22 protein-coding genes and 1 pseudogene are annotated in these 22,523 nt (G+C 70.7%); 13 read left to right on the forward strand and 10 right to left on the reverse strand.

Features of this window, described 5'->3' with window-relative positions:
- Positions 1-317: 317 nt before the first annotated feature.
- The 3 genes from DY218_RS09735 (at position 318) to groL (ending at position 5,295) form a co-directional block, all read left to right on the forward strand.
- On the forward strand, positions 318-521 hold the full coding sequence (locus DY218_RS09735; protein WP_004986573.1) for a cold-shock protein: 204 nt from the start codon (positions 318-320) through the stop codon (positions 519-521).
- A 270-nt stretch (positions 522-791) separates the two neighbouring features.
- Positions 792-3,308: a glycoside hydrolase family 172 protein gene (locus tag DY218_RS09740; protein ID WP_233521452.1), complete on the forward strand. Its 2,517-nt coding sequence runs from the start codon at positions 792-794 to the stop codon at positions 3,306-3,308.
- Positions 3,309-3,669: 361 nt separating this feature from the next.
- The gene (groL, locus tag DY218_RS09745) at positions 3,670-5,295 is read left to right on the forward strand and encodes a chaperonin GroEL (RefSeq protein ID WP_128555530.1); all 1,626 of its coding nucleotides are present in this window, start codon (positions 3,670-3,672) and stop codon (positions 5,293-5,295) included.
- Positions 5,296-5,393: 98 nt separating this feature from the next.
- Here groL and DY218_RS09750 read toward each other — a convergent pair whose 3' ends face one another.
- From DY218_RS09750 to DY218_RS09760, 3 genes are all read right to left on the reverse strand, one after another.
- Entirely contained in the window at positions 5,394-5,654 is a 261-nt protein-coding gene (locus DY218_RS09750) for a Txe/YoeB family addiction module toxin (RefSeq protein WP_128555531.1), read from the reverse strand.
- The gene (locus tag DY218_RS09755; RefSeq protein ID WP_128555532.1) at positions 5,651-5,902 is read right to left on the reverse strand and encodes a type II toxin-antitoxin system Phd/YefM family antitoxin; all 252 of its coding nucleotides are present in this window, start codon (positions 5,900-5,902) and stop codon (positions 5,651-5,653) included. Before DY218_RS09755 ends, DY218_RS09750 begins: the two co-directional genes overlap by 4 nt.
- A 93-nt stretch (positions 5,903-5,995) precedes the next feature.
- Positions 5,996-6,676, reverse strand: a complete 681-nt coding sequence (locus DY218_RS09760; protein ID WP_233521453.1) for a hypothetical protein — start codon at positions 6,674-6,676, stop codon at positions 5,996-5,998.
- Positions 6,677-6,858: 182 nt separating this feature from the next.
- Between DY218_RS09760 and DY218_RS09765 the strand changes: the two genes are divergently transcribed.
- Positions 6,859-7,497 carry a DUF1700 domain-containing protein gene (locus DY218_RS09765; protein ID WP_128555533.1) on the forward strand — a complete coding sequence of 213 codons (639 nt, stop codon included), beginning with the start codon at positions 6,859-6,861 and terminating at the stop codon, positions 7,495-7,497.
- A gap of 96 nt (positions 7,498-7,593) precedes the next feature.
- Here the strand turns inward: DY218_RS09765 and DY218_RS09770 are convergent, their stop codons facing one another.
- From DY218_RS09770 to DY218_RS09790, 6 genes and pseudogenes are all read right to left on the reverse strand, one after another.
- Positions 7,594-9,159 (reverse strand): PTS transporter subunit EIIC, encoded by a 1,566-nt coding sequence (locus DY218_RS09770; RefSeq protein WP_128555534.1) that lies wholly within the window; start codon positions 9,157-9,159, stop codon positions 7,594-7,596.
- Positions 9,160-9,259: 100 nt separating this feature from the next.
- Positions 9,260-10,006, reverse strand: a 747-nt coding sequence (murQ, locus tag DY218_RS09775) for an N-acetylmuramic acid 6-phosphate etherase (RefSeq protein ID WP_233521454.1), incomplete at its 5' end; no start/stop codon positions are given.
- 1 nt (position 10,007) lies between these two features.
- Positions 10,008-10,333 (reverse strand): annotated as a pseudogene (locus tag DY218_RS34985) (N-acetylmuramic acid 6-phosphate etherase); the annotation flags it as partial.
- A gap of 98 nt (positions 10,334-10,431) precedes the next feature.
- A complete protein-coding gene (locus tag DY218_RS09780; protein ID WP_128555536.1) occupies positions 10,432-11,352 on the reverse strand; it encodes a MurR/RpiR family transcriptional regulator in 921 nt (306 codons plus the stop codon).
- A 113-nt stretch (positions 11,353-11,465) separates the two neighbouring features.
- Positions 11,466-11,723 (reverse strand): hypothetical protein, encoded by a 258-nt coding sequence (locus DY218_RS09785; protein WP_128555537.1) that lies wholly within the window; start codon positions 11,721-11,723, stop codon positions 11,466-11,468.
- Positions 11,724-11,726: 3 nt separating this feature from the next.
- Positions 11,727-12,620, reverse strand: coding sequence for a hypothetical protein (locus DY218_RS09790; protein WP_128555538.1), 894 nt, complete (start codon positions 12,618-12,620; stop codon positions 11,727-11,729).
- Between the two features lie 239 nt (positions 12,621-12,859).
- Here DY218_RS09790 and DY218_RS09795 point away from each other — a divergent pair, with 239 nt between their 5' ends.
- From DY218_RS09795 to DY218_RS09830, 8 genes are all read left to right on the forward strand, one after another.
- Positions 12,860-13,138 carry a DUF1905 domain-containing protein gene (locus DY218_RS09795; RefSeq protein ID WP_128555539.1) on the forward strand — a complete coding sequence of 93 codons (279 nt, stop codon included), beginning with the start codon at positions 12,860-12,862 and terminating at the stop codon, positions 13,136-13,138.
- A gap of 257 nt (positions 13,139-13,395) precedes the next feature.
- Complete coding sequence (gene gdhA / locus DY218_RS09800; RefSeq protein WP_199566680.1) at positions 13,396-14,763, forward strand: NADP-specific glutamate dehydrogenase; 1,368 nt, start codon at positions 13,396-13,398, stop codon at positions 14,761-14,763.
- Between the two features lie 88 nt (positions 14,764-14,851).
- Positions 14,852-15,256: a hypothetical protein gene (locus tag DY218_RS09805; protein WP_128555541.1), complete on the forward strand. Its 405-nt coding sequence runs from the start codon at positions 14,852-14,854 to the stop codon at positions 15,254-15,256.
- 4 nt (positions 15,257-15,260) lie between these two features.
- The gene (locus DY218_RS09810; protein ID WP_128555542.1) at positions 15,261-15,554 is read left to right on the forward strand and encodes a DUF4031 domain-containing protein; all 294 of its coding nucleotides are present in this window, start codon (positions 15,261-15,263) and stop codon (positions 15,552-15,554) included.
- Positions 15,551-16,225 carry an HD domain-containing protein gene (locus DY218_RS09815; RefSeq protein WP_128555543.1) on the forward strand — a complete coding sequence of 225 codons (675 nt, stop codon included), beginning with the start codon at positions 15,551-15,553 and terminating at the stop codon, positions 16,223-16,225. Before DY218_RS09810 ends, DY218_RS09815 begins: the two co-directional genes overlap by 4 nt.
- A complete protein-coding gene (locus DY218_RS09820) occupies positions 16,222-16,752 on the forward strand; it encodes a GNAT family N-acetyltransferase (protein ID WP_128555544.1) in 531 nt (176 codons plus the stop codon). The genes DY218_RS09815 and DY218_RS09820 overlap by 4 nt, the downstream gene beginning before the upstream one ends.
- 96 nt (positions 16,753-16,848) lie before the next feature.
- Positions 16,849-18,087 (forward strand): Cmx/CmrA family chloramphenicol efflux MFS transporter, encoded by a 1,239-nt coding sequence (locus tag DY218_RS09825; protein WP_128555566.1) that lies wholly within the window; start codon positions 16,849-16,851, stop codon positions 18,085-18,087.
- 119 nt (positions 18,088-18,206) lie between these two features.
- On the forward strand, positions 18,207-18,980 hold the full coding sequence (locus DY218_RS09830; protein WP_128555545.1) for a glycosyltransferase family 2 protein: 774 nt from the start codon (positions 18,207-18,209) through the stop codon (positions 18,978-18,980).
- Positions 18,981-19,013: 33 nt separating this feature from the next.
- Here the strand turns inward: DY218_RS09830 and DY218_RS09835 are convergent, their stop codons facing one another.
- Complete coding sequence (locus tag DY218_RS09835; RefSeq protein WP_128555546.1) at positions 19,014-21,293, reverse strand: heavy metal translocating P-type ATPase; 2,280 nt, start codon at positions 21,291-21,293, stop codon at positions 19,014-19,016.
- Between the two features lie 200 nt (positions 21,294-21,493).
- Between DY218_RS09835 and DY218_RS09840 the strand changes: the two genes are divergently transcribed.
- A complete protein-coding gene (locus DY218_RS09840) occupies positions 21,494-22,474 on the forward strand; it encodes a hypothetical protein (protein ID WP_233521455.1) in 981 nt (326 codons plus the stop codon).
- Positions 22,475-22,523: the final 49 nt, after the last annotated feature.

A 22,523-nucleotide genomic window follows, 5' to 3' on the forward strand; every position in this document is an offset into this window, starting at 1 on the left:
GTGTGGAGCGTGCCGGAAGCATATGAGAAGTGCCCGGCGCTGCGACGAGAAGTAGCCAAAGTGTTCGAGCAATTCGCTCCGTATATTCCTTTTGCCGGGCCCGACTTGCCCTGAGTTCCAGGGAATCCTCCGCATACTCCCGAAGCGGCGTGCCCAGATTTCTCGTCCGATTGACCTGTTGCAGACGGCAGTTGGGCAGATACATTCAGCCGCGGTCGACGCGTTCCGGCGCACGCCCCCAAACCATGGGGGGTGAGGTCTGACCCGGATCCGTGAAGTGCGGTTCCGTGCAAGGGCCAGTAATAGGGGAGTTAGGCATGGCTCAGGGCACCGTCAAGTGGTTCAACGCGGAGAAGGGGTACGGCTTCATCGCGGTCGACGGTGGTGCGGATGTATTCGTCCACTACAGCGCGATTCAGATGGACGGCTACCGCACCCTTGAAGAGGGCCAGCGGGTCGAGTTCGAGATCTCGCAGGGCCAGAAAGGGCCGCAGGCGGACATGGTCCGCGTGACTGCCTGATCGCGCCGGCGCGACTGGTCGCAACGACGTGACGGAGGGCCCGCATCCCACGGGGGTGCGGGCCCTCCGGCGTGTGCGGTGCCGACTCGGTGCGGAGTCTCCCGCGGCATCGTGAAATCGATTGCTCGGATCCGAGCGTACGCGTCCCGGACCGTTGACCCAGAGGCCAACTACCTCTACGTTCCGGCTCGTTGCTGTGAAATCGATTGCACGATGCATCGCGCAACGCACGCTCTGCACCTCCCCCGTCGATCGATGCAGGAGGCACACGTGAGACGACAGCACAGATGGACACGCGGCATCGTGGCGGCCGCCCTCGCCGTCGCCCTGGGGCCGGCCCTGGGGACACCGGCGAACGCCGAGGCCGCGCCCCACCCCGACCCCGCCGGACCGCGGCCGTCCGCTACCGCCAAGGGCCCGGTCGGCTGGGACACCTACCGCGAGCTCGACCGGCTGCCCGGTCTGACCACCGGTGTGCAGACGAAACAGTTCTCCAGCTTCGACCGGGCCGGCGGCAACGACCACGACGGCTTCGACGGCCGCCACTCCTGTCTGCGCGAGAGCGCGGCGGGCTGTGTGATCGCCGAGCACCGCGGCGCCGGCGAGGTCGGCGCGCTCTGGTTCACCCGGGACGAAGGCGACGTCACCCGCACCGGGAACCTCACTGTCGAACTCGACGGCCGCAAGGTCGTCGACGCCCCGCTGCAGGACGTGGTGGACGGCAAGCTCGGCGCCCCCTTCGTCCGTCCCCTGGTCGGCAACGCCGACGACAGCTCCGGCGGCGTCTACGTCGAAGTCCCCATGCCGTACCGGGAGTCGATGCGGATCACCACCGAGCACAACCCGCTCTTCCACCACGTCTCGCACCGGACCTTCGCCGACGCGGACGGAGTCGAGACCTTCGACCCGGACGACCCGGCCGAGGACGTCGTACGGACCCTGCGGAAGGCCGGCACCGCCGATCCGAAGGAGCCGCTTCCCGGAGCCGGTACGACGAAGGCGGAGCTGAAGCTCGCCCCCGGTGAGACGCAGACGCTCGCCCGCACCGACCGGCCCGGACTGCTCTCCGCCCTGAAGATGCGGCTGCCGGCGGCCGAGCACGTCGCGCCGCGCACCGAGAGCGACGAGGGCCGGGCCTTCGGCGAGGGCGGCTCCAGCGAGTTCACCGTCGCCGTCGACCCGGCCAACGAAGGCGTACGCCTCACCCGCCGCCTCGACCCGTCGATCGCCGACCAGGTGGCCGCGATCCACGTGGACGGCGAGAAGGTCGCCGAGTGGCCCGCGAGCGAGCCGGGCGGCGGCGGAGTGTGGGGCGAGCAGAGCGTCGACCTTCCCGCGTCGGCGACCGCCGGCAAGTCCCGGATCACCGTACGGAACGCGTTCGTGTCCTCCTCCCTGGACTACAACGAGTTCACCTACTGGGCCGACAGCCTGGTCGGCGGCGAGGCGCGCCGTACCGACACCGTCGATGTTGGGGACACGGCCGACGAGGCCGCCCACGCCTACACCATCACCGGCCAGGCCTGGGAGGGCGAGCGCACCTTCGCCCACCCGCTCGACGAGGACGAGCTGGCCGACGTACGAGCCGCACGCAAGCTCCTCGAAGGGCTCCGGCTGCGGATCTCCTTCGACGGTGAGCGCACCGTCGACTCCCCGCTCGGAGAGTTCTTCGGCTCGGGGCAGGCGATGAACGACGTCCGTTCGCTGATGTACGGGATCGACGCCGAGTCGAGCACGCTGTCCGCCTGGTGGCCGATGCCGTTCGCCGAGCGGGCCACCGTCGAGCTGCACAACGGCACCGACACCGCGATCACCGCCGGCGACGCCGAGGTCACCGCCGCGCCCTCGGGCGCGCACGCCCGCGCGGTGCGCACCGGCGCACAGGGGCACTTCCGCACCGACTCGCACGCCGGGCCCACCGAGGACGGCCGCAGCTGGACCTTCCTGAAGGCCTCGGGGCAGGGCAAGTTCGCCGGGGTCACGCACAGCATGGAGGGTCCGGCCACCCGGTTCTTCCTGGAGGGCGACGAGCGGGTGTACGTGGACGGGTCCCGGACGCCGCAGATCCACGGCACCGGATCCGAGGACTTCTACCAGGCCGGCTGGTACTTCAACCGCGAGACGTTCTCCGTCCCTTGGCACGGGAACCCGACCCACCTGGGCGGTGCGACGGGCTGCGGTGCGGGCAAGGACTGCACCGGCGCCTTCCGTCTGATGCTGCACGACGCGGTGCCGTTCTCCTCCTCGATCGACTTCGGCATCGAGCACGGCCCGACCAACGACGTGGCGGCGGACTACTCCTCGACCGCGTACTGGTACGGGCGGTCCGAGCCGGCCGGCCACCGCACCGACACGCTGACCCTCGGGGACCCCGACAGCGAGCGCGCGCACGATTACACCTCGGACGATCCGGGGCCGGTGACGGGCCTCGACTCGCGTTTCGAGGGCGATCTGCACAACGCCCCGGCGCTCACGGCCGACACCAGAGCGACCCGGGCGCCGGTGTCCTTCACGCTCGCCACCGACCCCGGCAACCGGGGCGTGGAACTGCGCAGGCTCTCCGACCAGCGGGAGCCGGGGCAGCAGGTGAAGGTCTCGGTGGACGGCGTGCAGCTGCCCGACTGGCAGCAACCGCTCGCCAACAGCGAACGCCGCTGGCTCGAGGACGTCCACCAGATTCCGGCCGGCGTCTCGGCGGGCAAGCGCGCGATCACCGTGACGCTGACGCCCGTCGAAGGAGCGCCCGCGTGGTCCGCGGCCTCGTACCAGGCGCACAGCCTGCGCTGACCGTCGCAGGACCGGTCGGGGCGAGCCGCGGAAACCGGTCCGTGCGGGCCGCGGGAGCAGACCGTACGTGAGGGTGGAACCCTGCCCGTACAAGGGTTTCCGGCAGTCCGTCCTCCCGTACGGCCTCTCCCGAGGCGCTTGCACTCGGGTGGGGTGAGTGCTAATCATTGGCGTTAGCACTCTCCGAGTGAGAGTGACAGAGAAGGACCGGGTCGGTGAGGCCGGCAGGCCGGGTGGGGCAAGGAACCACGCAGCATGCGGGCCGTCCGTCGCGGGCGCCAGCGCGGTCCGGAGAAATCCGCCCCCCTGTTCCCTCAGGGAGCGTGGGGGAGACCCCTTCTGTCCGGGAGGACCACTTCACATGGCCAAGATCATCGCGTTCGACGAGGAGGCACGGCGCGGCCTCGAGCGCGGCATGAACCAGCTCGCCGACGCCGTCAAGGTGACCCTGGGCCCCAAGGGTCGCAACGTCGTCCTCGAGAAGAAGTGGGGCGCCCCCACGATCACCAACGACGGCGTCTCCATCGCCAAGGAGATCGAGCTCGAGGACCCGTACGAGAAGATCGGCGCCGAGCTGGTCAAGGAGGTCGCGAAGAAGACGGACGACGTCGCCGGTGACGGCACGACGACCGCGACCGTCCTCGCCCAGGCGCTGGTCCGCGAGGGCCTGCGCAACGTGGCCGCCGGTGCCAACCCGATGGCCCTCAAGCGCGGCATCGAGAAGGCCGTCGAGGCCGTCTCCGGTGCGCTGCTCGAGCAGGCCAAGGACGTGGAGACCAAGGAGCAGATCGCTTCGACCGCCTCCATCTCCGCCGCCGACACCCAGATCGGCGAGCTCATCGCCGAGGCGATGGACAAGGTCGGCAAGGAAGGCGTGATCACGGTCGAGGAGGCCCAGACCTTCGGTCTGGAGCTGGAGCTCACCGAGGGCATGCGCTTCGACAAGGGCTACATCTCGGCGTACTTCGCCACCGACATGGAGCGTATGGAGGCCGTCCTCGACGACCCGTACATCCTGATCGCCAACTCGAAGATCGGCTCGGTCAAGGACCTCCTTCCGCTCCTCGAGAAGGTCATGCAGTCCGGCAAGCCGCTGCTGATCATCGCCGAGGACGTCGAGGGCGAGGCCCTGTCCACCCTGGTCGTCAACAAGATCAAGGGCACCTTCAAGTCCGTCGCCGTCAAGGCCCCGGGCTTCGGCGACCGCCGCAAGGCGATGCTGAACGACATCGCCATCCTCACCGGCGGCGAGGTCATCTCCGAGGAGGTCGGCCTCAAGCTCGAGAACGCCACGATCGACCTCCTGGGCCGCGCCCGCAAGGTCGTCATCACCAAGGACGAGACCACCATCGTCGACGGTGCCGGTGACAGCGAGCAGGTCAACGGCCGGGTGAACCAGATCCGCGCCGAGATCGAGCAGTCCGACTCGGACTACGACCGCGAGAAGCTCCAGGAGCGCCTCGCGAAGCTGGCCGGCGGCGTGGCCGTCATCAAGGCCGGTGCCGCGACCGAGGTCGAGCTCAAGGAGCGCAAGCACCGCATCGAGGACGCCGTGCGCAACGCGAAGGCGGCCGTCGAGGAGGGCATCGTCGCCGGCGGTGGCGTGGCCCTGCTCCAGGCCTCCTCGGTCTTCGAGAAGCTGGAGCTCGAGGGTGACGAGGCGACCGGCGCCAACGCCGTGAAGCTCGCGCTCGAGGCCCCGCTCAAGCAGATCGCGGTCAACGGCGGTCTCGAGGGCGGCGTCGTCGTCGAGAAGGTCCGCAACCTCCAGGTGGGCAACGGCCTCAACGCCGCCACCGGCGAGTACGTGGACATGATCGCCGAGGGCATCATCGACCCGGCGAAGGTCACGCGCTCTGCCCTGCAGAACGCCTCGTCGATCGCCGCGCTGTTCCTCACCACCGAGGCCGTCATCGCCGACAAGCCGGAGAAGGCCGCCGCGGGCGGCGCCCCGGGCGGCATGCCGGGCGGCGACATGGACTTCTGATCGACCCCGGTCGATCAACCGTCCCGCACTGACGAAGGGCGGCACCCTCTCTCCCAGGGGGTGCCGCCCTTCGGCGTGGTGTCCGCTGCCCGCGCCGCTCAGCGCTCGTAGTGGTAGCGGCAGGCAGCCACGCGGATCTCGTCCTCGACGATCTTGTACACGAGCCGGTGTTCGTCGGTGATGCGGCGGGACCAGTAGCCGTGGAAGCCGTGCTTGAGCGGCTCCGGTTTGCCGATCCCCTCGTTGCCGTTGCGGGCGATGTCCTGCAGGAGTGCGTTGATCCGCTTGTCCACCCTGCGGTCCTGCACCTGCCACCACACGTAGTCGGCCCAACTCGATTCGTCCCAGACGAGCTTCACTCCGCAAGCTCCCGCACCGTGCCGCCGCCGCTCTCCAGGCGGTCGATGGATGCGAGCAGGCGTCGGGCGTTCTCCGGGCTGCGGAGCAGGTGAGCCGTCTCCTTCAGTGCCTCGTACTCCTCCAGCGCCACGATCACCACCGGGTCATGTCCCGCGCGAGTCACTATGACCTCCTCGCGGTCGTCCACCACGGCGCTGAGCGTCTCGGCGTACTTCGCCCGGGATTCGGTGTAGGTCATGGTGCGCACGAGGGCCTCCTTGTGCGGTAGCAGAGCGGACAGAATTCTGTACGTACAGGAAATTGTACGCCCGCGATTCGGTGCGGGCGGGCCGGTCTGCTGTCAGTGGTGGGCGCGTGGGTGGCGGTCGAAGGCTTTGGTGAGGGTCGCGAGCTCCTCGGACTCCGCGTCCTCGTGCTCGTCCTCGTACCGGCCCTCCGATCTGCGGTGGCCGACGACGGTCTCGGCGGTGAAGTCGGGGCGGTCGAAGAAGTATTCGTCGAGGCAGTAGTCGAGGCCGGACTCGATGAAGAGGTCGAGGGATTCGCGGGCGCAGTGGGTGAGGAGGCCGTCGGCGATGTGCCAGTGCGTGCCGTCGAACCAGAAGACGCCGCCCGCGTAGTGGATGGTGGCGCCGGTCGTGGTGTCGACGATGTTCAGCGATTCGTAGTTCTCCGGGCGGTCCTGGACCAGGGCGCGCAGGTCCGCGGGGACGCCGTCGAACAGCGCCTGCTGGTCGGCGTAGGTGCCTTCGGCGTAGAGATTCAGCGGGGACTCGTGGTCGAACGTCAGCAGGAGTATGCGGCCGTCGGGCAGGAAGTACCAGACGGTGGACTGGCCTCCGCCGTCGTGCCACGCGAGGCGCTCTGCGGTGTCCACGCGCATCGGCTCGACACCCGTGAAATCGGCCACGATCGCCGCCCGGCGTCGCACCTCGTCGACCGGCATCGCCCGGAGGGCGTCCCAGGTGGGGTGGGTCGGGCCGCCGCCCTTGCTTGCTGTGTTCATCCCCGTTGCAGTCATGCCCCGAAGGTTACGGTCCGCCACTGACAGCTCCCTGCCCGCTGTCCGGCCGGGGCGATGGAGGGGCCGGTGTGGAGGTAGTTGGCGGTGTCGGGTAGCTTGCTTTGCAAGGAAGTGCCTTGCTGTGCAAGGTACGCGATGAAGCCGGGCGCTTGGCCCGGTACGTCAGGGAAGGGCAGACGGTGAAGACCGACAACTCGCTGGTGCAGGACTATCTCGCGGCCGTCGAACGCGAGGCGTCGGCGCTCTCGCCCGCTGCCCGCCAGGAACTCCTCGCCGACCTGGGCGAGCACATCGAGGTCGCGCTCGCCGAACGCCCCGGTCGTACCCGCGAGATCATCGAGGAGATGGGCGACCCGCGCACGATCGCGGCGACCGCGCTGCAGGAGCTCGGCACCGCCGGTGCGATGCCCGCGCCGGGCGCGGACGGCCGGCGGCGGCGCTCTCCCGCGTGGCTGCCGGTCGTGCTGCTCGGGGTCTCCGGGGTGCTGCCCTCCGTCGTCGCGGGACTTCTGTCCGACGTCGGCAACTCCCTGCTGTCGCTGGTCATGGTGGGCATGGCGATCGCGGGAGTCGTGATCGTCTGCCGGTCCCGGCACTGGACGGTGGCGCAGAAGTGGACCGGACTGACCCTGGCCGTGATCATCCCCGTCGTCGTACGTCTGTGGTGGAACTTCGACGTTGTGCGCGTCGGGACCGACGGGGACGCGACGCGTGCGGTGAGTGACGGCGCGCGCTGGGCGGTCGTCACGGCCACCGCACTCTGCGCGCTGGCCGGCGTGGGCCGGCTGTGGCAGGTCAGGGACCGGTCGGCGGAGTAGTCCGCAGGCGCGGTCGTCGCCCACTAGGCGTGCAGGACCGGTCGCGCGACCGGTCCTGCATACCGCAACCGGTCCTGCACGCCGCGACGGGTCTCGTCAGACCGAGACGGGTTCCCTTGCCGGAGTCCCGCCGGCCGGGCCGTCTCCGTCGCCGGAACGGCCGGAAGCGGCGCCGGCGCCTTCGCCCGTGCCGGACGCGACCACCGGACCGGCCGCGCTCTCGCTGTTCAGCTCGATCAGGGCGTCCTTGCCGAAGCCGAAGAAGTATGTGGCGAAGAAGCCGACCACATAGCCGACGAGCAGCCCGCCCGCGTAGATCGCGATCGTCGTGCCCAGGCCCTTGTTCCCGTCCAGGAGCGGGAAGAGCGCCCAGCCGGACGGGCCGATCGCGGTCGAGCCGACCTTGTCGCCGATCATCGAGAAGAAGCCGACGAACGCGCCGCCCGCCGCGCCGCCCACGCACGCCGTGATGAACGGGCGGCCCAGCGGCAGCGAGACACCGTAGATCAGCGGCTCGCCGACGCCCAGGAAGCCCGCGGGCAGCGCCGACTTGATCGTGTTGCGGATCGAGGTGTTGTTCCTCAGGCGCTTGAAGACCGCGATCGCGCAGCCGACCTGGCCCGCGCCCGCCATCGCCAGGATGGGCAGCAGCACGGTGAAGCCCTGCTGCTCGATGAGCGTGGTGTGGATCGGGATCAGGGCCTGGTGCAGGCCCAGCATCACCAGCGGCAGGAAGAGCCCGCCGAGGACCAGGCCCGCGAACGCGCCGGTGTTGTCGAGCAGCCAGTTCGCCGCCGTGCCGATGCCCGTGGAGACCTCGCCGGCCAGGAACATCAGGCCGAAGATGGTGACCAGGCCCGATATCAGGACGGTCAGGGTCGGGGTCACCAGGACGTCGATCGCCTCCGGGACCCAGCGCCGGCACCACTTCTCGACGTACACGGCGAGGACCGCGGCACCCAGTGCGCCCAGCACACCGCCCTGTCCGGGCGAGAGCTGCTGGCCGAAGGCCTTGATGTCGGCCACACCCGGGAACACGATGATCGCGGCGACCGCACCGCCCAGGATCGGCGTACCGCCGAACTCCTTCGCCGTGTTGAAGCCGACGAACACCGCGATCAGGGCCATGAATCCGGAGGCCATCGCGCCGAGCGCCGGGGTGACGGCGGGCAGCCACTCCAAGTTGATCAGCAGGCCGTTGAGTCCCGCGATGATGCCGCAGCCGATCAGGGCCGGGATCAGGGGTACGAAGATGTTCGCGATCCGGCGCAGGAAGAGCTTGAACGGGGTCTGGTTCTTCGCCTTGCGGGCCGCGCGGATCGCCGCGCCCTGCTCGGCGAGCTCCTCGGCGGTCGCCGCGTGGTGGTCCGCGGTCGCGGGCTCGGGGGCCCCGGCCGGGCGCTGCTCCTCGACGAGACGCTCGAACTCGGGGGTGACCCGGGCGACCGTGCCCGGCCCGAGCACGATCTGGTACGTGTCGTCCTCGACGACTCCCATCACCGAGGGCAGGGCCTTGAGGGCCTCGTCCTGTACGAGGGAGCGGTCGCGCAGGCTCAGGCGGAGCCGGGTCATGCAGTGGGCGACCGAGGTGACGTTCCCGGCGCCGCCGACAAGCGGGAGGATCGCGGCGGCGGTGTCGCGGTTCTTGTTGTCTGATGCCATGGTGCGGGGCCTTGCTGTTCGGCGCTGTTCGCTCAGCGGGACGGGGTCGTTGAGGTGACGGGGTCGTTGAGGTGACGGGGTCGTTGAGGTACGGGGCGGGTCAGACGGCCGTGGGGCCGTCGGTGGTGGGGGCGTGGGCGGTCAGGGCCGCACGGAGGTGGCCCTTGGAGGTGGTCAGGAGGGCCTCCGCCGTGGGGGCGTCGACCTGGGCGAGGATCATCAGGATCGCCGTCTTCACCTCGCCGTCGGCGGCGGTCAGCGCGGACTCGATGACCTCGTCGGAGGCGTCCGTGGCGAGGGCGACGATGCGGCGGGAGCGGGCCCGCAGCTTCTCGTTGGACGCGCGGACGTCGACCATCAGATTCCCGTACGTCTTGCCGAGACGGATCATCGTGATCGTCGAGAGCATGTTGAGCACGAGCTTCTGGGCGGTGCCTGCCTTCAGGCGGGTCGAACCGGTGAGCAGCTCGGGGCCGACGACGACCTCGACGGCGTGCTCCGCGGCGGCGCCGAGCGCGCTGTCCGCATTGCACGAGAGGCCGACCGTGAGTGCTCCGCGGGCGCGGGCGTGCTCGACGGCACCGATCGCGTACGGGGTGCGGCCGGAGGCGGAGATGCCGACCACCGTGTCGTCCGCGGTCAGGCCGAGGGCGTCCAGGTCCTCGGCGGCCAGCTGCTTGGAGTCCTCGGCGCCCTCGACCGCGGTGACCATGGCGGACGGGCCGCCCGCGATCAGGCCGACGACGTCCGCCGGATCCGTGTTGAAGGTGGGCGGGCACTCGCTGGCGTCGAGCACGCCGAGCCGGCCCGCGGTGCCCGCGCCCGCGTAGATCAGCCGGCCGCCGCGNACGCCGAGCCGGCCCGCGGTGCCCGCGCCCGCGTAGATCAGCCGGCCGCCGCGCGCCATCCGCTCCGCGGCCGCGTCGATCGCGGCGGCGATCTGCGGGAGCTGGGCGGCGACGGCGCCGGGGACCGTGTTGTCCTCGCCGTTCATCGTGCGGGCGATCTCTTCGGTGGGGAGCTGGTCGATCTCCGCGAGCTCCGGGCGGAACGCCTCGGTGGTGAGCGTGGCCAGCTGGGCGCGGAGTTCGCCGTAGGCGCCGGGGGTGGCGCCGGGAGTCCCGCCGGTGCCGGGCGTCTCGGTGGTGTCGGGGGTCTCGGTGGTCGAGGTCATGGGGGTGACGGCTCTTTCGTGTACGCGGGGGTGTGCGTGGTGCGGGCAGGCGGGTGCGGCCGGGCGGTCCGGGGTGGCCGGGTGCCGGGCCGGTCAGGTCATCGGCTCGTCCGGGGCGTGTGCCGGTGGGCGAGTGCCTCGTACGAAGCGCTGAGCGCGGGGGCCGCGGTCTCGTACGTCCGCTGTGCCACGCCGACGAACAGGCAGTCCACGACGAGGAGTTGGGACGTACGCGAGGACATGGCAGCCGGCCGCAGCTCGCTCTCGCGGGCCGTGGACGTGGTGAGGATGTGGTCCGCGTACTGCGAGACGGGGCCGCTGGGGCGGCCGGTGATCGCGACCGTGGTCGCACCGTGCTCGAAGGCGACGCGCAGCGGTTCGATCGCGTCGACCGTCGAGCCGGAGTGGGTGATCGCTATGGCGACGTCCTTGGCTCTGAGCTGCACCGCGTTGGTCACCGCGAGGTGCGGGTCGTTGAAGGAGTGCGCTATCAGGCCGATGCGCAGGAGCTTCTGGGCGAGGTCCTGGCCGACCAGGGAGGATGCGCCGACGCCGTAGATGTCGATGCGGCGGGCGCCGGAGAGCGCGCCGACGGCTGCGCCGAGCTGGTGGGTGTCGAGTCCGGCGGCGGTGTCGGCGAGGGTCTGCTGCTCGTCGTACGCGAGCTTGGCGACGACGTCCGCTATCGGGTCGTCCACCGCGATGTCGGCCGTGACGGCGGGGGCGCGGCCCGACTGCTGCTGGGCGGCGAGGCCGGCGAGGGCGAGGCGCAGGTCCCGGTATCCCGGATACCCCAGGAGGCGGGCCGTGCGCACGACCGTCGCCTCGCTGGTGCCGGTGAGCTCGGCGAGACCGGTGACGGTCAGCGCCGCGCAGCCGGCGGGGTCGCCGGCGACGGCCTCGGCGACGCGCTGCATCGACCGCGTCATGGACGGGCCGAGCGTGCGCACCTTGGCGGCGAGGGCCGCCGGGGCGGGCGGCGCGTCCCCGGTGAAAATTTCCTTCAGCTGATTGCTCACCCTTGAAAGATATTTACACCCCGAGGCAGCGTCAAGAGCCTTCCGACCACCTGTGGACGGACTTGGGTCACGGGTGGGGGCGCGGGGGCGGCGCGGAGACGCCGCCCCTGCGGCTACTCGGTGTCGAAGATTTCTTCGGAGGTCGAGGCGGTGACTGCCCGGGTCACCCAGCTACGGAGGAGCTCGGGGTCGCGGCAATCGCCGATGCGCTGCCGGGTCTCGTCGGAGATGGTCAGGCCGCGTTCTTCGAGGATGAGCAGCAGGTCCTCTGCCCGGCCTTCGGCCAGGCCTTTGTCCCGGCCTTCGTCCCGGGCTTCGTCTCGGATTTCCTCGACCAGGTACGACTTGTAGAAGTCGCTGGAGTAGGCCATGGGTTACTCGGTCTGGAAGACGGCTTCGGTGGTCGGCGCGGTGACTGCCCGGGTCACCCAGCTACGGAGGATTTCAGGGTCGCGGCAATCGCCGATGCGCTCCCGGGTCTCGTCGGAGATGGCCAGGCCTTTGTCCCGGCCTTCGGCCAGGCCTTTGTCCCGGCCTTCGGCCAGGCCTTTGTCCCGGCCTTCGGCCCGGGCTTCGTCTCGAATTTCCTCGACCAGGTACGACTTGTAGAAGGAGAGGTCCACGGCCACCAGGTTCCTCCAGAGGTGCTTGGCCGGGCGGCTGCCCATGCCCTGTGCGGTGAATTCGACGATCGGGTCCGCCACGTCGTCCGGGGCGTCCTTCAATGCGGTGGACAGGGCTTTCAGTATCACACCGATACCCGGATCCTTGGCGTGCGTAATCGCCGACAGGCTCGCCAGGACAAGGTCCGTCCGTGCCTCTTCCGGGTCGGTGATCATCGGCATGTTGTGCGGGCCCGCGACCAGTGGCTGCAGCGTGAGCGTCGGGACCTGTGCCGGTCCGCAGGTCACCGGCTGCAGAGCCCACTTGGCGGTGATGAAGTCCTGACAGACGACCAGGAGCGCTGTAGGCAGGCGGTACTTGGTCCATAAGTAGGCGCAGTAGTACGCCCAACTCGCGGGCTTGTCCGGGTCCTTCTTGCCCTGGGCCTCCACGGCGAGCAGGAACTCGCCATGGTCGGCCGTGCCGAAGCGCAGCAGGGTGTCCACGCGGCGCTCGACAGGGTGGTCCTCGGTGAGGTCGGTCGGCAGGACGGAGGTCGTCACCGGTCTCGGGATGTCGGCCCCGAGGAAGTGCGAGACGCGGCTGAAGAGGCCGGGATCGTGCTGGAAGATGCGGTGCATCGCCTCGTGCGGGTAGCTGACCATATGGCGTCCGTTCGGGTGTGCGGGTCGGGCTCGGTGTACGTAAGTCGATCAACAGGCGTTGATCGCAACGAAGTTGGAGTTCTTCACCCAGTCAAGTGGGATCGCTTGACTTTGTCCGCAATGCGAGGAAGTCGCAGCATTGCGCGACCGGCGATGAGAAGTGCCCGACCTGCCGGTCTACCGGTAGAGGCCGCTGCACAGGCGAGACGGCCGGACAGCGAGACCGGAGGGCAGTAAGCATGATCGGGATCGACAAGGAGTTCACGGCGACCCTGCGGAAGAGTCCGGAGAAGGGTGGGTGGACCTATGTCGTCTGGCCCGAGTCCGCCGCATTCTTCGGTACGCGGGGACTGGTGAAGGTCCGCGGCACGGTCGACGGGCATCCGTTCCGCAGTTCCTTCATGGCGCTCGGTGACGGGACGCACAAGCTGCCGGTGAAGGCGGACGTACGGAAGGCGATCGGCAAGCAGGAGGGCGACGAGGTGACCGTCCGCCTCCTGGAGCGGGTCGATCAGTAGGGCGCAGGACGCGTGGCGTCTCAGATTGCGGAAGGTGAGGGCGGGCCCCTGGTCTCGCGATTTACCTGGCTGTAACACTGAAGGGTCGGCCGCCCCTCGGACCTCACATGCCGGGGCCGCGGCCGCCGTCCTGCGCGCGGCAATGGCGCCGAGCGCCCACCACCGGTGCGTACCGGAGGCAGAGTCGGGGCCGAGCCGTGAACGGCGGGTGCCCGGGCCTCGTTCGTATGGGTAAAGCAGTGCCAGAAAGGGACCCCGTGGCGACACGATCCGAGACGACCACCGCGCTGAACTCCCTCGAGAAGCTCCGCCTCGAGACGGAGCGGCGCAATCCGGCCCAGCCCGAGTTCCACCAGGCCGTGCACGAGGTGCTCGAGACCCTCGCACCGGTGCTCGCGGCCCGTCCCGAGTACGCCGAGCCGGGGCTCGTCGAGCGCCTCTGCGAGCCCGAGCGGCAGATCATCTTCCGGGTGCCCTGGCAGGACGACCACGGCAAGGTGCATGTGAACCGCGGCTTCCGCGTCGAGTTCAACAGCGCGCTCGGCCCGTACAAGGGCGGCCTGCGCTTCCACCCGTCGGTGAACCTCGGCGTCATCAAGTTCCTCGGCTTCGAGCAGGTCTTCAAGAACGCGCTGACCGGGCTCGGCATAGGCGGCGGCAAGGGCGGCAGCGACTTCGACCCGCACGGGCGCAGCGATGCGGAGGTCATGCGGTTCTGCCAGTCGTTCATGACCGAGCTGCAGCGGCACATCGGTGAGCACACGGACGTGCCCGCGGGCGACATCGGCGTCGGCGGCCGCGAGATCGGCTACCTCTTCGGGCAGTACCGGCGGATCACCAACCGCTGGGAGGCCGGCGTCCTGACCGGCAAGGGGGCAGGCTGGGGCGGCTCCGCGATGCGGCCGGAGGCGACCGGGTACGGCAGTGTGCTGTTCGCGGCGGCGATGCTGCGCGAGCGCGGCGAGGACCTGGAGGGCCAGTCGGCCGTCGTCTCCGGCTCCGGGAACGTCGCGATCTACACCATCGAGAAGCTGAACGCACTGGGTGCGAACCCGCTGACCTGCTCCGACTCCAGCGGCTATGTGGTCGACGAGAAGGGCATCGACCTGGAGCTGCTCAAGCAGATCAAGGAGGTCGAGCGCGGGCGCGTGGACGCGTACGCGGAGCGCCGCGGTGCGTCGGCGCGGTTCGTGCCGGGCGGCTCGGTGTGGGACGTCCCCGCGGATGTCGCGCTGCCGTCCGCGACACAGAACGAGCTGGACGAGAACGCCGCCGCCGCGCTGATCCGCAACGGCGTGAAGGCCGTGTCCGAGGGCGCGAACATGCCGACCACACCGGAGGCCGTGCACCTCTTCCAGAAGGCCGGCGTCGCCTTCGGCCCCGGCAAGGCGGCGAACGCGGGCGGGGTCGCGGTCAGCGCCCTCGAGATGGCGCAGAACGCCGCCCGCACGGCGTGGTCGGCCGAGCGGGTCGACCAGGAACTCGTCCGGATCATGAACGACATCCACACCACCTGCCACGAGACCGCGGCACGGTATGGGGCGCCCGGCGACTACGTGACCGGGGCGAACATCGCCGGTTTCGAGCGGGTCGCGGACGCGATGATCGCGCAGGGAATCATCTGACGGACGACCGCGCAGGGGATTGACGGACGGCCGCCCTACGGTTTCCGGGGCTTTCGGTACCGGTGGGCCATGGGCGCACAATGGCTGCATGAGTGCTCCCGACCCCACCGGCCCCACGGACCCTGCCGACCCCACCGGCCCCCTGGAGCAGGCCCTGCACGCGGCCCGCGCCCTCGTGCTCGCCGACCTGGTGGCGGGATCCGTCGCGGAGGCGGACGTCGTCTCGCTGGTCGAGGACTCGGTGACCCACCGGCGCTGGTGGGTCGGACAGTGGCCCGAGGGCGCGGCGTACCTCCCGGGCCTGGTGGCGCAGGACGTCCAGGACGCGCTCCTGGAGAAGTACGGGCGCTGGCCGCTGTGCCCCGTCTGCGGCTCGGGCGATCCGCACGCCCTGGACGTGGAGCCGGAGTTGGGCGAGGACCCGCACTGGGTGTGCGGCAAGGCCGGTGTCGTGGTGGCGCCGGTGGGGTCGCTCGGGGCGGTGTCGGGGTGAGCGCATGACCCTCTACATCGACCCGCCGACCTGGCCGGGTCACGGGCGCCTCTGGTCGCACCTGGTCAGCGATGTCTCGTACGCGGAGCTGCACGGTTTCGCCGAGTCGATCGGCTGTCCGCGGCGCGCCTTCGAGCGTGACCACTACGACGTGCCCGCGCACCGGTACGCCGACGCGGTGGCCGCGGGCGCGGTGCAGGTGACCAGCCGCGAGGTGGTGCGGCTGCTCATCGCGGCGGGCCTGCGACGGCGCAAGGGCACGGCAGCCGGCGACGGCACGAAAGGGGACCCGAGGTGACCACGCAGGACCGCGCTGCCGAGCTGCGGCGCCGCTGGGCGCAGGCGCTGACCGGAGCGCGTGGCGCCGCCGGCGGACCGTACCGCCCGGACCCCGGGCCGTACGCCGAGAATCTGCTCGCCCGCTGGGCCGAGCCGCAGCGCAAGTACCACACCACCGAGCACCTGGTCGCCGTGCTCGATCACATCGACACCCTCGCCGAGCACGCGGACGCCCCCGACCTCGTACGCCTGGCCGCCTGGTTCCACGACGCGGTGTATCTGCCGGAGCGGTCGGAGAACGAGGAACGCTCGGCACGGATCGCCGAACGGGCCCTTGAGGAAGCCGAGTTGCCGCCCGAAGGGGTCGCCGAGGTGGCCCGCCTCGTACGCCTGACCGTGACCCACGACCCGGCCGACGGCGACCGGAACGGCGAGGTGCTGTGCGACGCCGACCTGGCGATCCTGGCCGCGCCGCCGGACGACTACGCGGCGTACGCGGCGCAGGTGCGGGAGGAGTACGGTTTCGTGCCGGACGACGCCTTCGCCGCCGGGCGGGCCGGGGTGCTGCGTCAACTCCTCGGCCTGCCACGGCTGTTCCGTACGCCGTACGGCGCCGCGCACTGGGAGGCGCCGGCCCGCCACAATCTCGCCACCGAACTCCGTCTGCTCGGCGCACGATCGGCGTCATGACGGCCGCCCGTGGCGGGCACACCCTCGCCACCGCACGTATGACGCTCACCGCGATCGACCCCGTGCAGGCCGCGGCGCTCGGCGCCGGCGGTCCCGGCGGGTTCGAGTGGATCACCGGAGGGCCGGTGGAGGGCACCCGGACCGGCGCGCGCTTCCTGGCGAAGTCCGCGGCGGAGGGCCGGTACCGGCCCGGCTGGGGCATGTACGTCCTGGTCCGCGACGCCGACGGTCTCGCGCTCGGCGCGATGGGCTTCCACGGCCCGCCCGCGGACGGCCGTGTCGAGATCGGCTACGACCTGGTCCCTGCGGCCCGCGGCCACGGCTGTGCGACGGAGGCGCTGCTGGCCCTGAGCGCCTGGGCCCTCGCCGACCCGGACGTGACCACGGTCGTCGCCCGCACCGAACCGGGGAACACCGCGTCCCGGGCCGTCCTCACCCGGGCCGGTTTCGTCCGGACCCGCGGCCCCGAGCCGAGTGACGAGCACGGCGAGGTCCTGACGTACGAGCTGGGAGCGGCACGGACATGAGTGCGCAACGGCGTGGGAATGCCCCGCCCGCACCCCGTGTTCCCAGCTGATATGCCTACCGCTCCCGCCGAGCCCCCGGCGCCGGCTCCCGCCCGCATGCCGCTGGCCGTGTACATCCTCGGCCTGTCCGTCTTCGCGCTCGGCACGAGCGAGTTCATGCTGTCCGGGCTTCTGCCGCCGATCGCGGACGACATGGATGTGTCGATCCCGCAGGCCGGACTGCTGATCTCGGCCTTCGCGATCGGCATGGTGGTGGGCGCTCCGCTGCTCGCCGTGGCGACCCTGCAGCTGCCCCGCCGCGCCACCCTGATCTGGCTGATCTCGCTCTTCGGGGTCGGGCAGGTGGCCGGTGCGCTGGCGCCGACGTACGAGATCCTCTTCGCCTCGCGGGTGATCAGTGCGCTGGCCTGCGCCGGGTTCTGGGCGGTCGGTGCGTCCGTGGCGATCGCGATGGTGGACCGCAGCGCCCGGGCGCGGGCGATGGCCGTGATGATCGGCGGACTGTCCATAGCCAATGTCCTGGGCGTCCCGCTCGGCGCGTTCCTCGGTGAGAATCTGGGCTGGCGCTCCGCGTTCTGGGCGGTGGCCGCGGCGACCGCGATCGCCCTGCTCGGCATCGTCACGCTCGTCCCGCGCATCCCCACACCCGAGGAGAGGCCGCGGCTCCAGCGGGAGCTGAGCATCTACCGGGACAAGCACGTGTGGACGCAGGTGGCCGTGGTGACGCTGGCCGGCGGCGCCGTCTTCTGCGCCTTCAGCTACCTCTCGCCGCTGCTCACGGACGTGACCGGGCTCGGCTCGGCGACCGTGCCCACCGTGCTCGGCCTCTTCGGGGTCGGTGCGCTGGTCGGGACGATGATCGGCGGGCGGTACGCGGACGCGCACCTCTTCGGCGTGCTGTTCAGCGGCATCACCGCCTCCCTCGTCTTCCTGGTCGCGCTCGCGCTGTTCGCGGACAGCCCGGTGATGGCGGTCGGCCTGTCGTTCCTGATCGGCGTCTCGGCGTTCTACACGGCCCCGGCGCTGAACGCCCGGATGTTCAATGTGGCCGGCGCCGCCCCCACCCTGGCCGGCGCCACCACCACCTCGTCGTTCAACCTGGGCAATGCGGGCGGCCCCTGGCTCGGCGGCCTGGTCATCGACGCCGGCCTCGGCTATCGCTCCCCGGCCTGGGCGGGCGCGGGCATGGCGGTCGCCGCCCTCGCGGCGACCTTCGTCGCGCTGCGTCTGGAGCGCGGTGTGAAGGCCGGTCCGGCCGGCCGCGTGGTGGCGACGGGCCCGTCCTTGCCGAAGACGGAGACGGCGACGGAGACCGCCGAGGCGACGCGGCGTTGAGGGACACGACGGCCTGGCAGGGCCCGCCCGCGGGCGACCCTTCCACGCGCTGGAGAGGTCAGGGGGGAACCAATGTTTCAATGGACCGTCCTTCGGCCGGCTGAGCAAGGAGAAGCGCTGTGCCTCTGGTGTCCGTCGTCATGCCCGTCCACAACTCGGCGGCGACGCTCGGTCCGGCGATCCGGTCGGTGCTCACGCAGACCCACACGGACCTCGAGCTGCTGATCACCGACGACCGGTCGACCGACGACTCCATGGACCTGCTGAAGGATTTCGCCCGGCAGGACGAGCGCGTCCTGCCGGAGTCGTCTCCCGAACAGGGCGGCGCCGGCCGGGCCCGCAACCTCGCCATCCAGCGGGCCCGCGGCGACTACATCGCCTTCCTCGACAGCGACGACATGTGGCTGCCGGAGAAGACCGAGCGGCAGATCGCCTTCGCCCAGGAGGGCACCGCGCCGCTGACGTTCACCTCGTACTTCAAGATGGACGCCGACCACGAGGGCGAGAGCACCGACTTCGTCCCGAACGGACGGGTGATCCGCGCCCGCGAGCACGTGGACTACCGCGCGATGCTGGTCCGGGACCACATCGGTGCGCTGACCGCGATGTACGACCGCACGGTCCTCGGCACGCGCCTGATGCCGGACATGCGGAAGAGGCAGGACTACGCCCTGTGGTTGTCGATCATGCGCGACGGCGCCGACGCCCGCGGTCTGACCGAACCGCTCGCCGTGTACCGCGCCCACCAGGCGGGATCGCTGTCCTCCAACAAGATGTCGCTCGTCCGGTACAACTGGGACCTGTACCGCGAACACGAAGGCCTCTCCATCCCCCGGTCGACCCGCGCCCTCGCGGGCGCCGTGTGGCAGTCGCTCCGCAATTCGCGGATCTGACTCGCGTCACCAACCTCCCGGGCGAGACGCCTTCTACGCCCGGAAGCTTCGCAGGCGCAGGCTGTTGCCGACGACGAAGACCGAGGAGAAGGCCATCGCCGCGCCCGCGATCATCGGGTTGAGGAGTCCGGCCGCGGCCAGTGGCAGCGCCGCGACGTTGTAGGCGAACGCCCAGAACAGATTCGACCTGATCGTGCCGAGCGTCCTGCGCGCCAGCCTGATCGCATCCGCCGCGACCCGCAGGTCACCTCGTACGAGGGTGAGGTCGCCGGCCTCGATCGCGGCGTCCGTCCCGGTGCCCATCGCGAGGCCGAGGTCCGCCTGGGCGAGTGCGGCCGCGTCGTTCACCCCGTCGCCGACCATCGCGACCGAACGGCCCTCGGACTGCAGTCTCTTGACCACGTCCACCTTGTCCTGCGGCAGCACCTCGGCGATGACCTCGTCGATGCCGGCCTCTGCGGCGACCGATTCGGCGACCGCCCTGTTGTCCCCGGTGAGCAGGATCGGGGTGAGGCCGAGTGCGCGCAGCCGCCGGACCGCCTCCGGGCTGGTCTCCTTCAGCGCGTCCGCGACCTCGAGGATCGCGCGCGCCTCGCCGTCCCAGGCCACCGCGATCGCCGTACGACCGGCCGCTTCCGCCTCGGACTTGGCGCGCTCGAGGTGTGGGGGCAAGTGGATCTCCCACTCGTGCAGGAGCTGTTCGCGGCCGACCAGGACCGCGTGGCCGTCGACGACGCCCTGGACGCCGAGCCCGGGCACGTTCGCGAAGTCCTCCGGTGCGGGCAGGGCGGTGCCGAGGTGTTCGGCGGCGCCGGTGGCGACGGCCTGGGCGACGGGGTGTTCGGAGGAGTGCTCCAACGCGCCGGCCAGGCACAGGACTTCGCCGACGGTGGTGCTGTCGGTGGTGTGGGTGGTGAGGAGGGTCATGCGGCCGGTGGTGACGGTGCCGGTCTTGTCGAGGACGACGGTGTCGACGCGGCGGGTGGATTCGAGTACTTCGGGTCCCTTGATGAGGATGCCGAGTTGGGCGCCGCGTCCGGTGCCGACCATGAGGGCGGTGGGGGTGGCGAGTCCGAGGGCGCAGGGGCAGGCGATGATCAGTACGGCGACGGCGGCGGTGAAGGCGGCGGTCAGGCCGGATCCGGAGCCGAGCCAGAAGCCGAGCGTGCCGAGTGCGAGCGCGATCACGACGGGCACGAACACCGCGGAGATGCGGTCGGCGAGGCGCTGGGCGGCGGCCTTGCCGTTCTGTGCGTCCTCCACCAGGCGGGCCATGCGGGCGAGTTGGGTGTCGGCGCCGACCCGGGTGGCCTGCACGACGAGGCGGCCGCCCGCGTTGAGCGTGGCGCCGGTGACGGTGTCGCCGACGGTGACCTCGACGGGGACGGACTCGCCGGTCAGCATCGAGGCGTCGACCGCCGATGACCCCTCGACGACCCGCCCGTCGGTGGCGATCTTCTCGCCGGGGCGCACCAGGAAGCGGTCGCCCGCCTGCAGTTCGGCGGTCGGGATCAGCTGCTCGGCGCCGTCACGCAGGACGGTGACCTCCTTGGCGCCGAGCTCGAGCAGGGTGCGCAGGGCCGCGCCCGCCTTGCGCTTGGAGCGGGCCTCGAAGTACCGCCCGGCGAGGATGAAGGCGGTGACTCCGGCGGCCGCCTCCAGATAGATGTTGCCCGCGCCGTCCGTGCGGGCGATCGTCAGCTCGAAGGGGTGCGTCATGCCGGGAGTGCCGGCGGTGCCGAAGAAGAGCGCCCACAGGGACCAGAGGAACGCGGCCGAGGTGCCGACCGAGATCAGGGTGTCCATGGTGGCGGCGCCGTGCCGGGCGTTGGTCCAGGCCGCGCGGTGGAAGGGCCAGGCCGCGTACGTCACCACGGGGGCGGCGAGGGTCAGGGACAGCCACTGCCAGTACTCGAACTGCAGCGCCGGGACCATGGCCATCGCTATGACCGGGACGGCGAGCACGACCGCGGTGATCAGACGCTGCCGGAGCGGCCGGAGGTCGTCCGGCTCCTCGGTGGTGCCGGCGCCGTCGGAGGTGCGCTGCGGGGGTGGCGGCTCCTCGGCCGTATAGCCCGTGGCCTCGACGGTGGCGATCAGATCCCGGACGCCGACGTCGTCGGAACGGTAGGTGACCTTGGCCTTCTCCGTCGCGTAGTTGACCGTGGCCTCGACGCCGTCCATGCGGTTCAGCTTCTTCTCGATGCGCGCCGCGCACGAGGCGCAGGTCATGCCGCCGATGGCCAGCTCGACCTGGGCGCCACCGGGCTCCTGGCCCCGGGGTGGCTGTGGGTGCGTGTGCGTGCTGCTCATGGCTGCCGCTCCTCGTTGGTTCAATACCCCTTGGGGGTATGTTGGCGTCGACTTCAGGTATACCCCCCTGCCCTATCTGAAGCAAGGGGTTCCCTCTGCTTGACTTGGTACCCCCCAGGGGTATTGTCGTTCGTATCTGAGGGCCGAGAACCAGAGGGCCGAGAACCGAACCAGAGGATCGAGAACCAAGGGAGAGCGTCATGCGGACCGGACTGAGGATCGGCGCCTTCGTCACCGCGCTCGCGGCCACCTTCGGCACGGCCTACGCGGTCGGCGAGGGCGTGGGCCCGGTGGGCGGCGACGAGGGCAAGAAGCAGGAGGCGGACCACGGGCACGACGGCCGTGCGGCCGAGGGCGGCGGCGATGCGGAGGGAGGGGGCGGGTCCGGTGCGGAGCCGCCGGGCGGTCTGCAGATCTCCCAGGACGGCTACACGCTCGACCTCGAGACACCGAGGATCGCGGCCGGCAAGCGCACCGAACTGCGCTTCGCGATCGAGGACGGCAGCGGCCGCCACGTCACCGCGTACCAGCGCGAGCACGAGAAGGAGCTGCATCTGATCGTCGCCTCGAGCGACCTCGGCGAGTACCGCCACCTGCACCCGAAGCGGGCCGCGGACGGCACCTGGTCCACGCCGGTGGAGCTGCCGCGGGCCGGCGGGTACCGGCTCTTCGCGGACTTCCGGCCCAAGGGCGGCGAGGGCCTCACGCTCGGCGCCGACCTCGCGGTCACCGGTGACTACGCACCGCGCGAGCTCCCCAAACAGCGGCCGACCGCCGACGCCGGGGACGGTTACGAGGTCACCCTCGACGGATCCCTGACCCCCGGCAAGGCCGGCACGCTCGAACTGTCCGTAGCCAAGGACGGCAGGCCGGTCACCGACCTCCAGCCCTATCTGGGGGCGTACGGCCACCTCGTCGCGCTGCGCGCCGGGGATCTGGCGTACCTGCACGTCCATCCGAACGAGGGGGAGCCGGGTCCGGTCTCCTTCTCCGCGACCGCACCGAGCAAGGGCTCGTACCGTCTCTTCCTCGACTTCAAGCACGACGGCAAGGTGCGGACCGCGGCCTTCACGGTCCACGCTGGAGACGGGGCCGGCGGTCACGTGGACGACGGCGGGGCCGGTGAGGGGCGCGACGAGGAGAGCGGTGACGGTGGAACCGGTGGTGGGCACGGGCATTGAGCGTCTCCCCCGGGGAGCCCGCAGCGCGTACTCTGGTTATTGGACTAGA

This window comes from Streptomyces triticagri (assembly GCF_003429565.1).
GTDB lineage: Bacteria > Actinomycetota > Actinomycetes > Streptomycetales > Streptomycetaceae > Streptomyces > Streptomyces triticagri.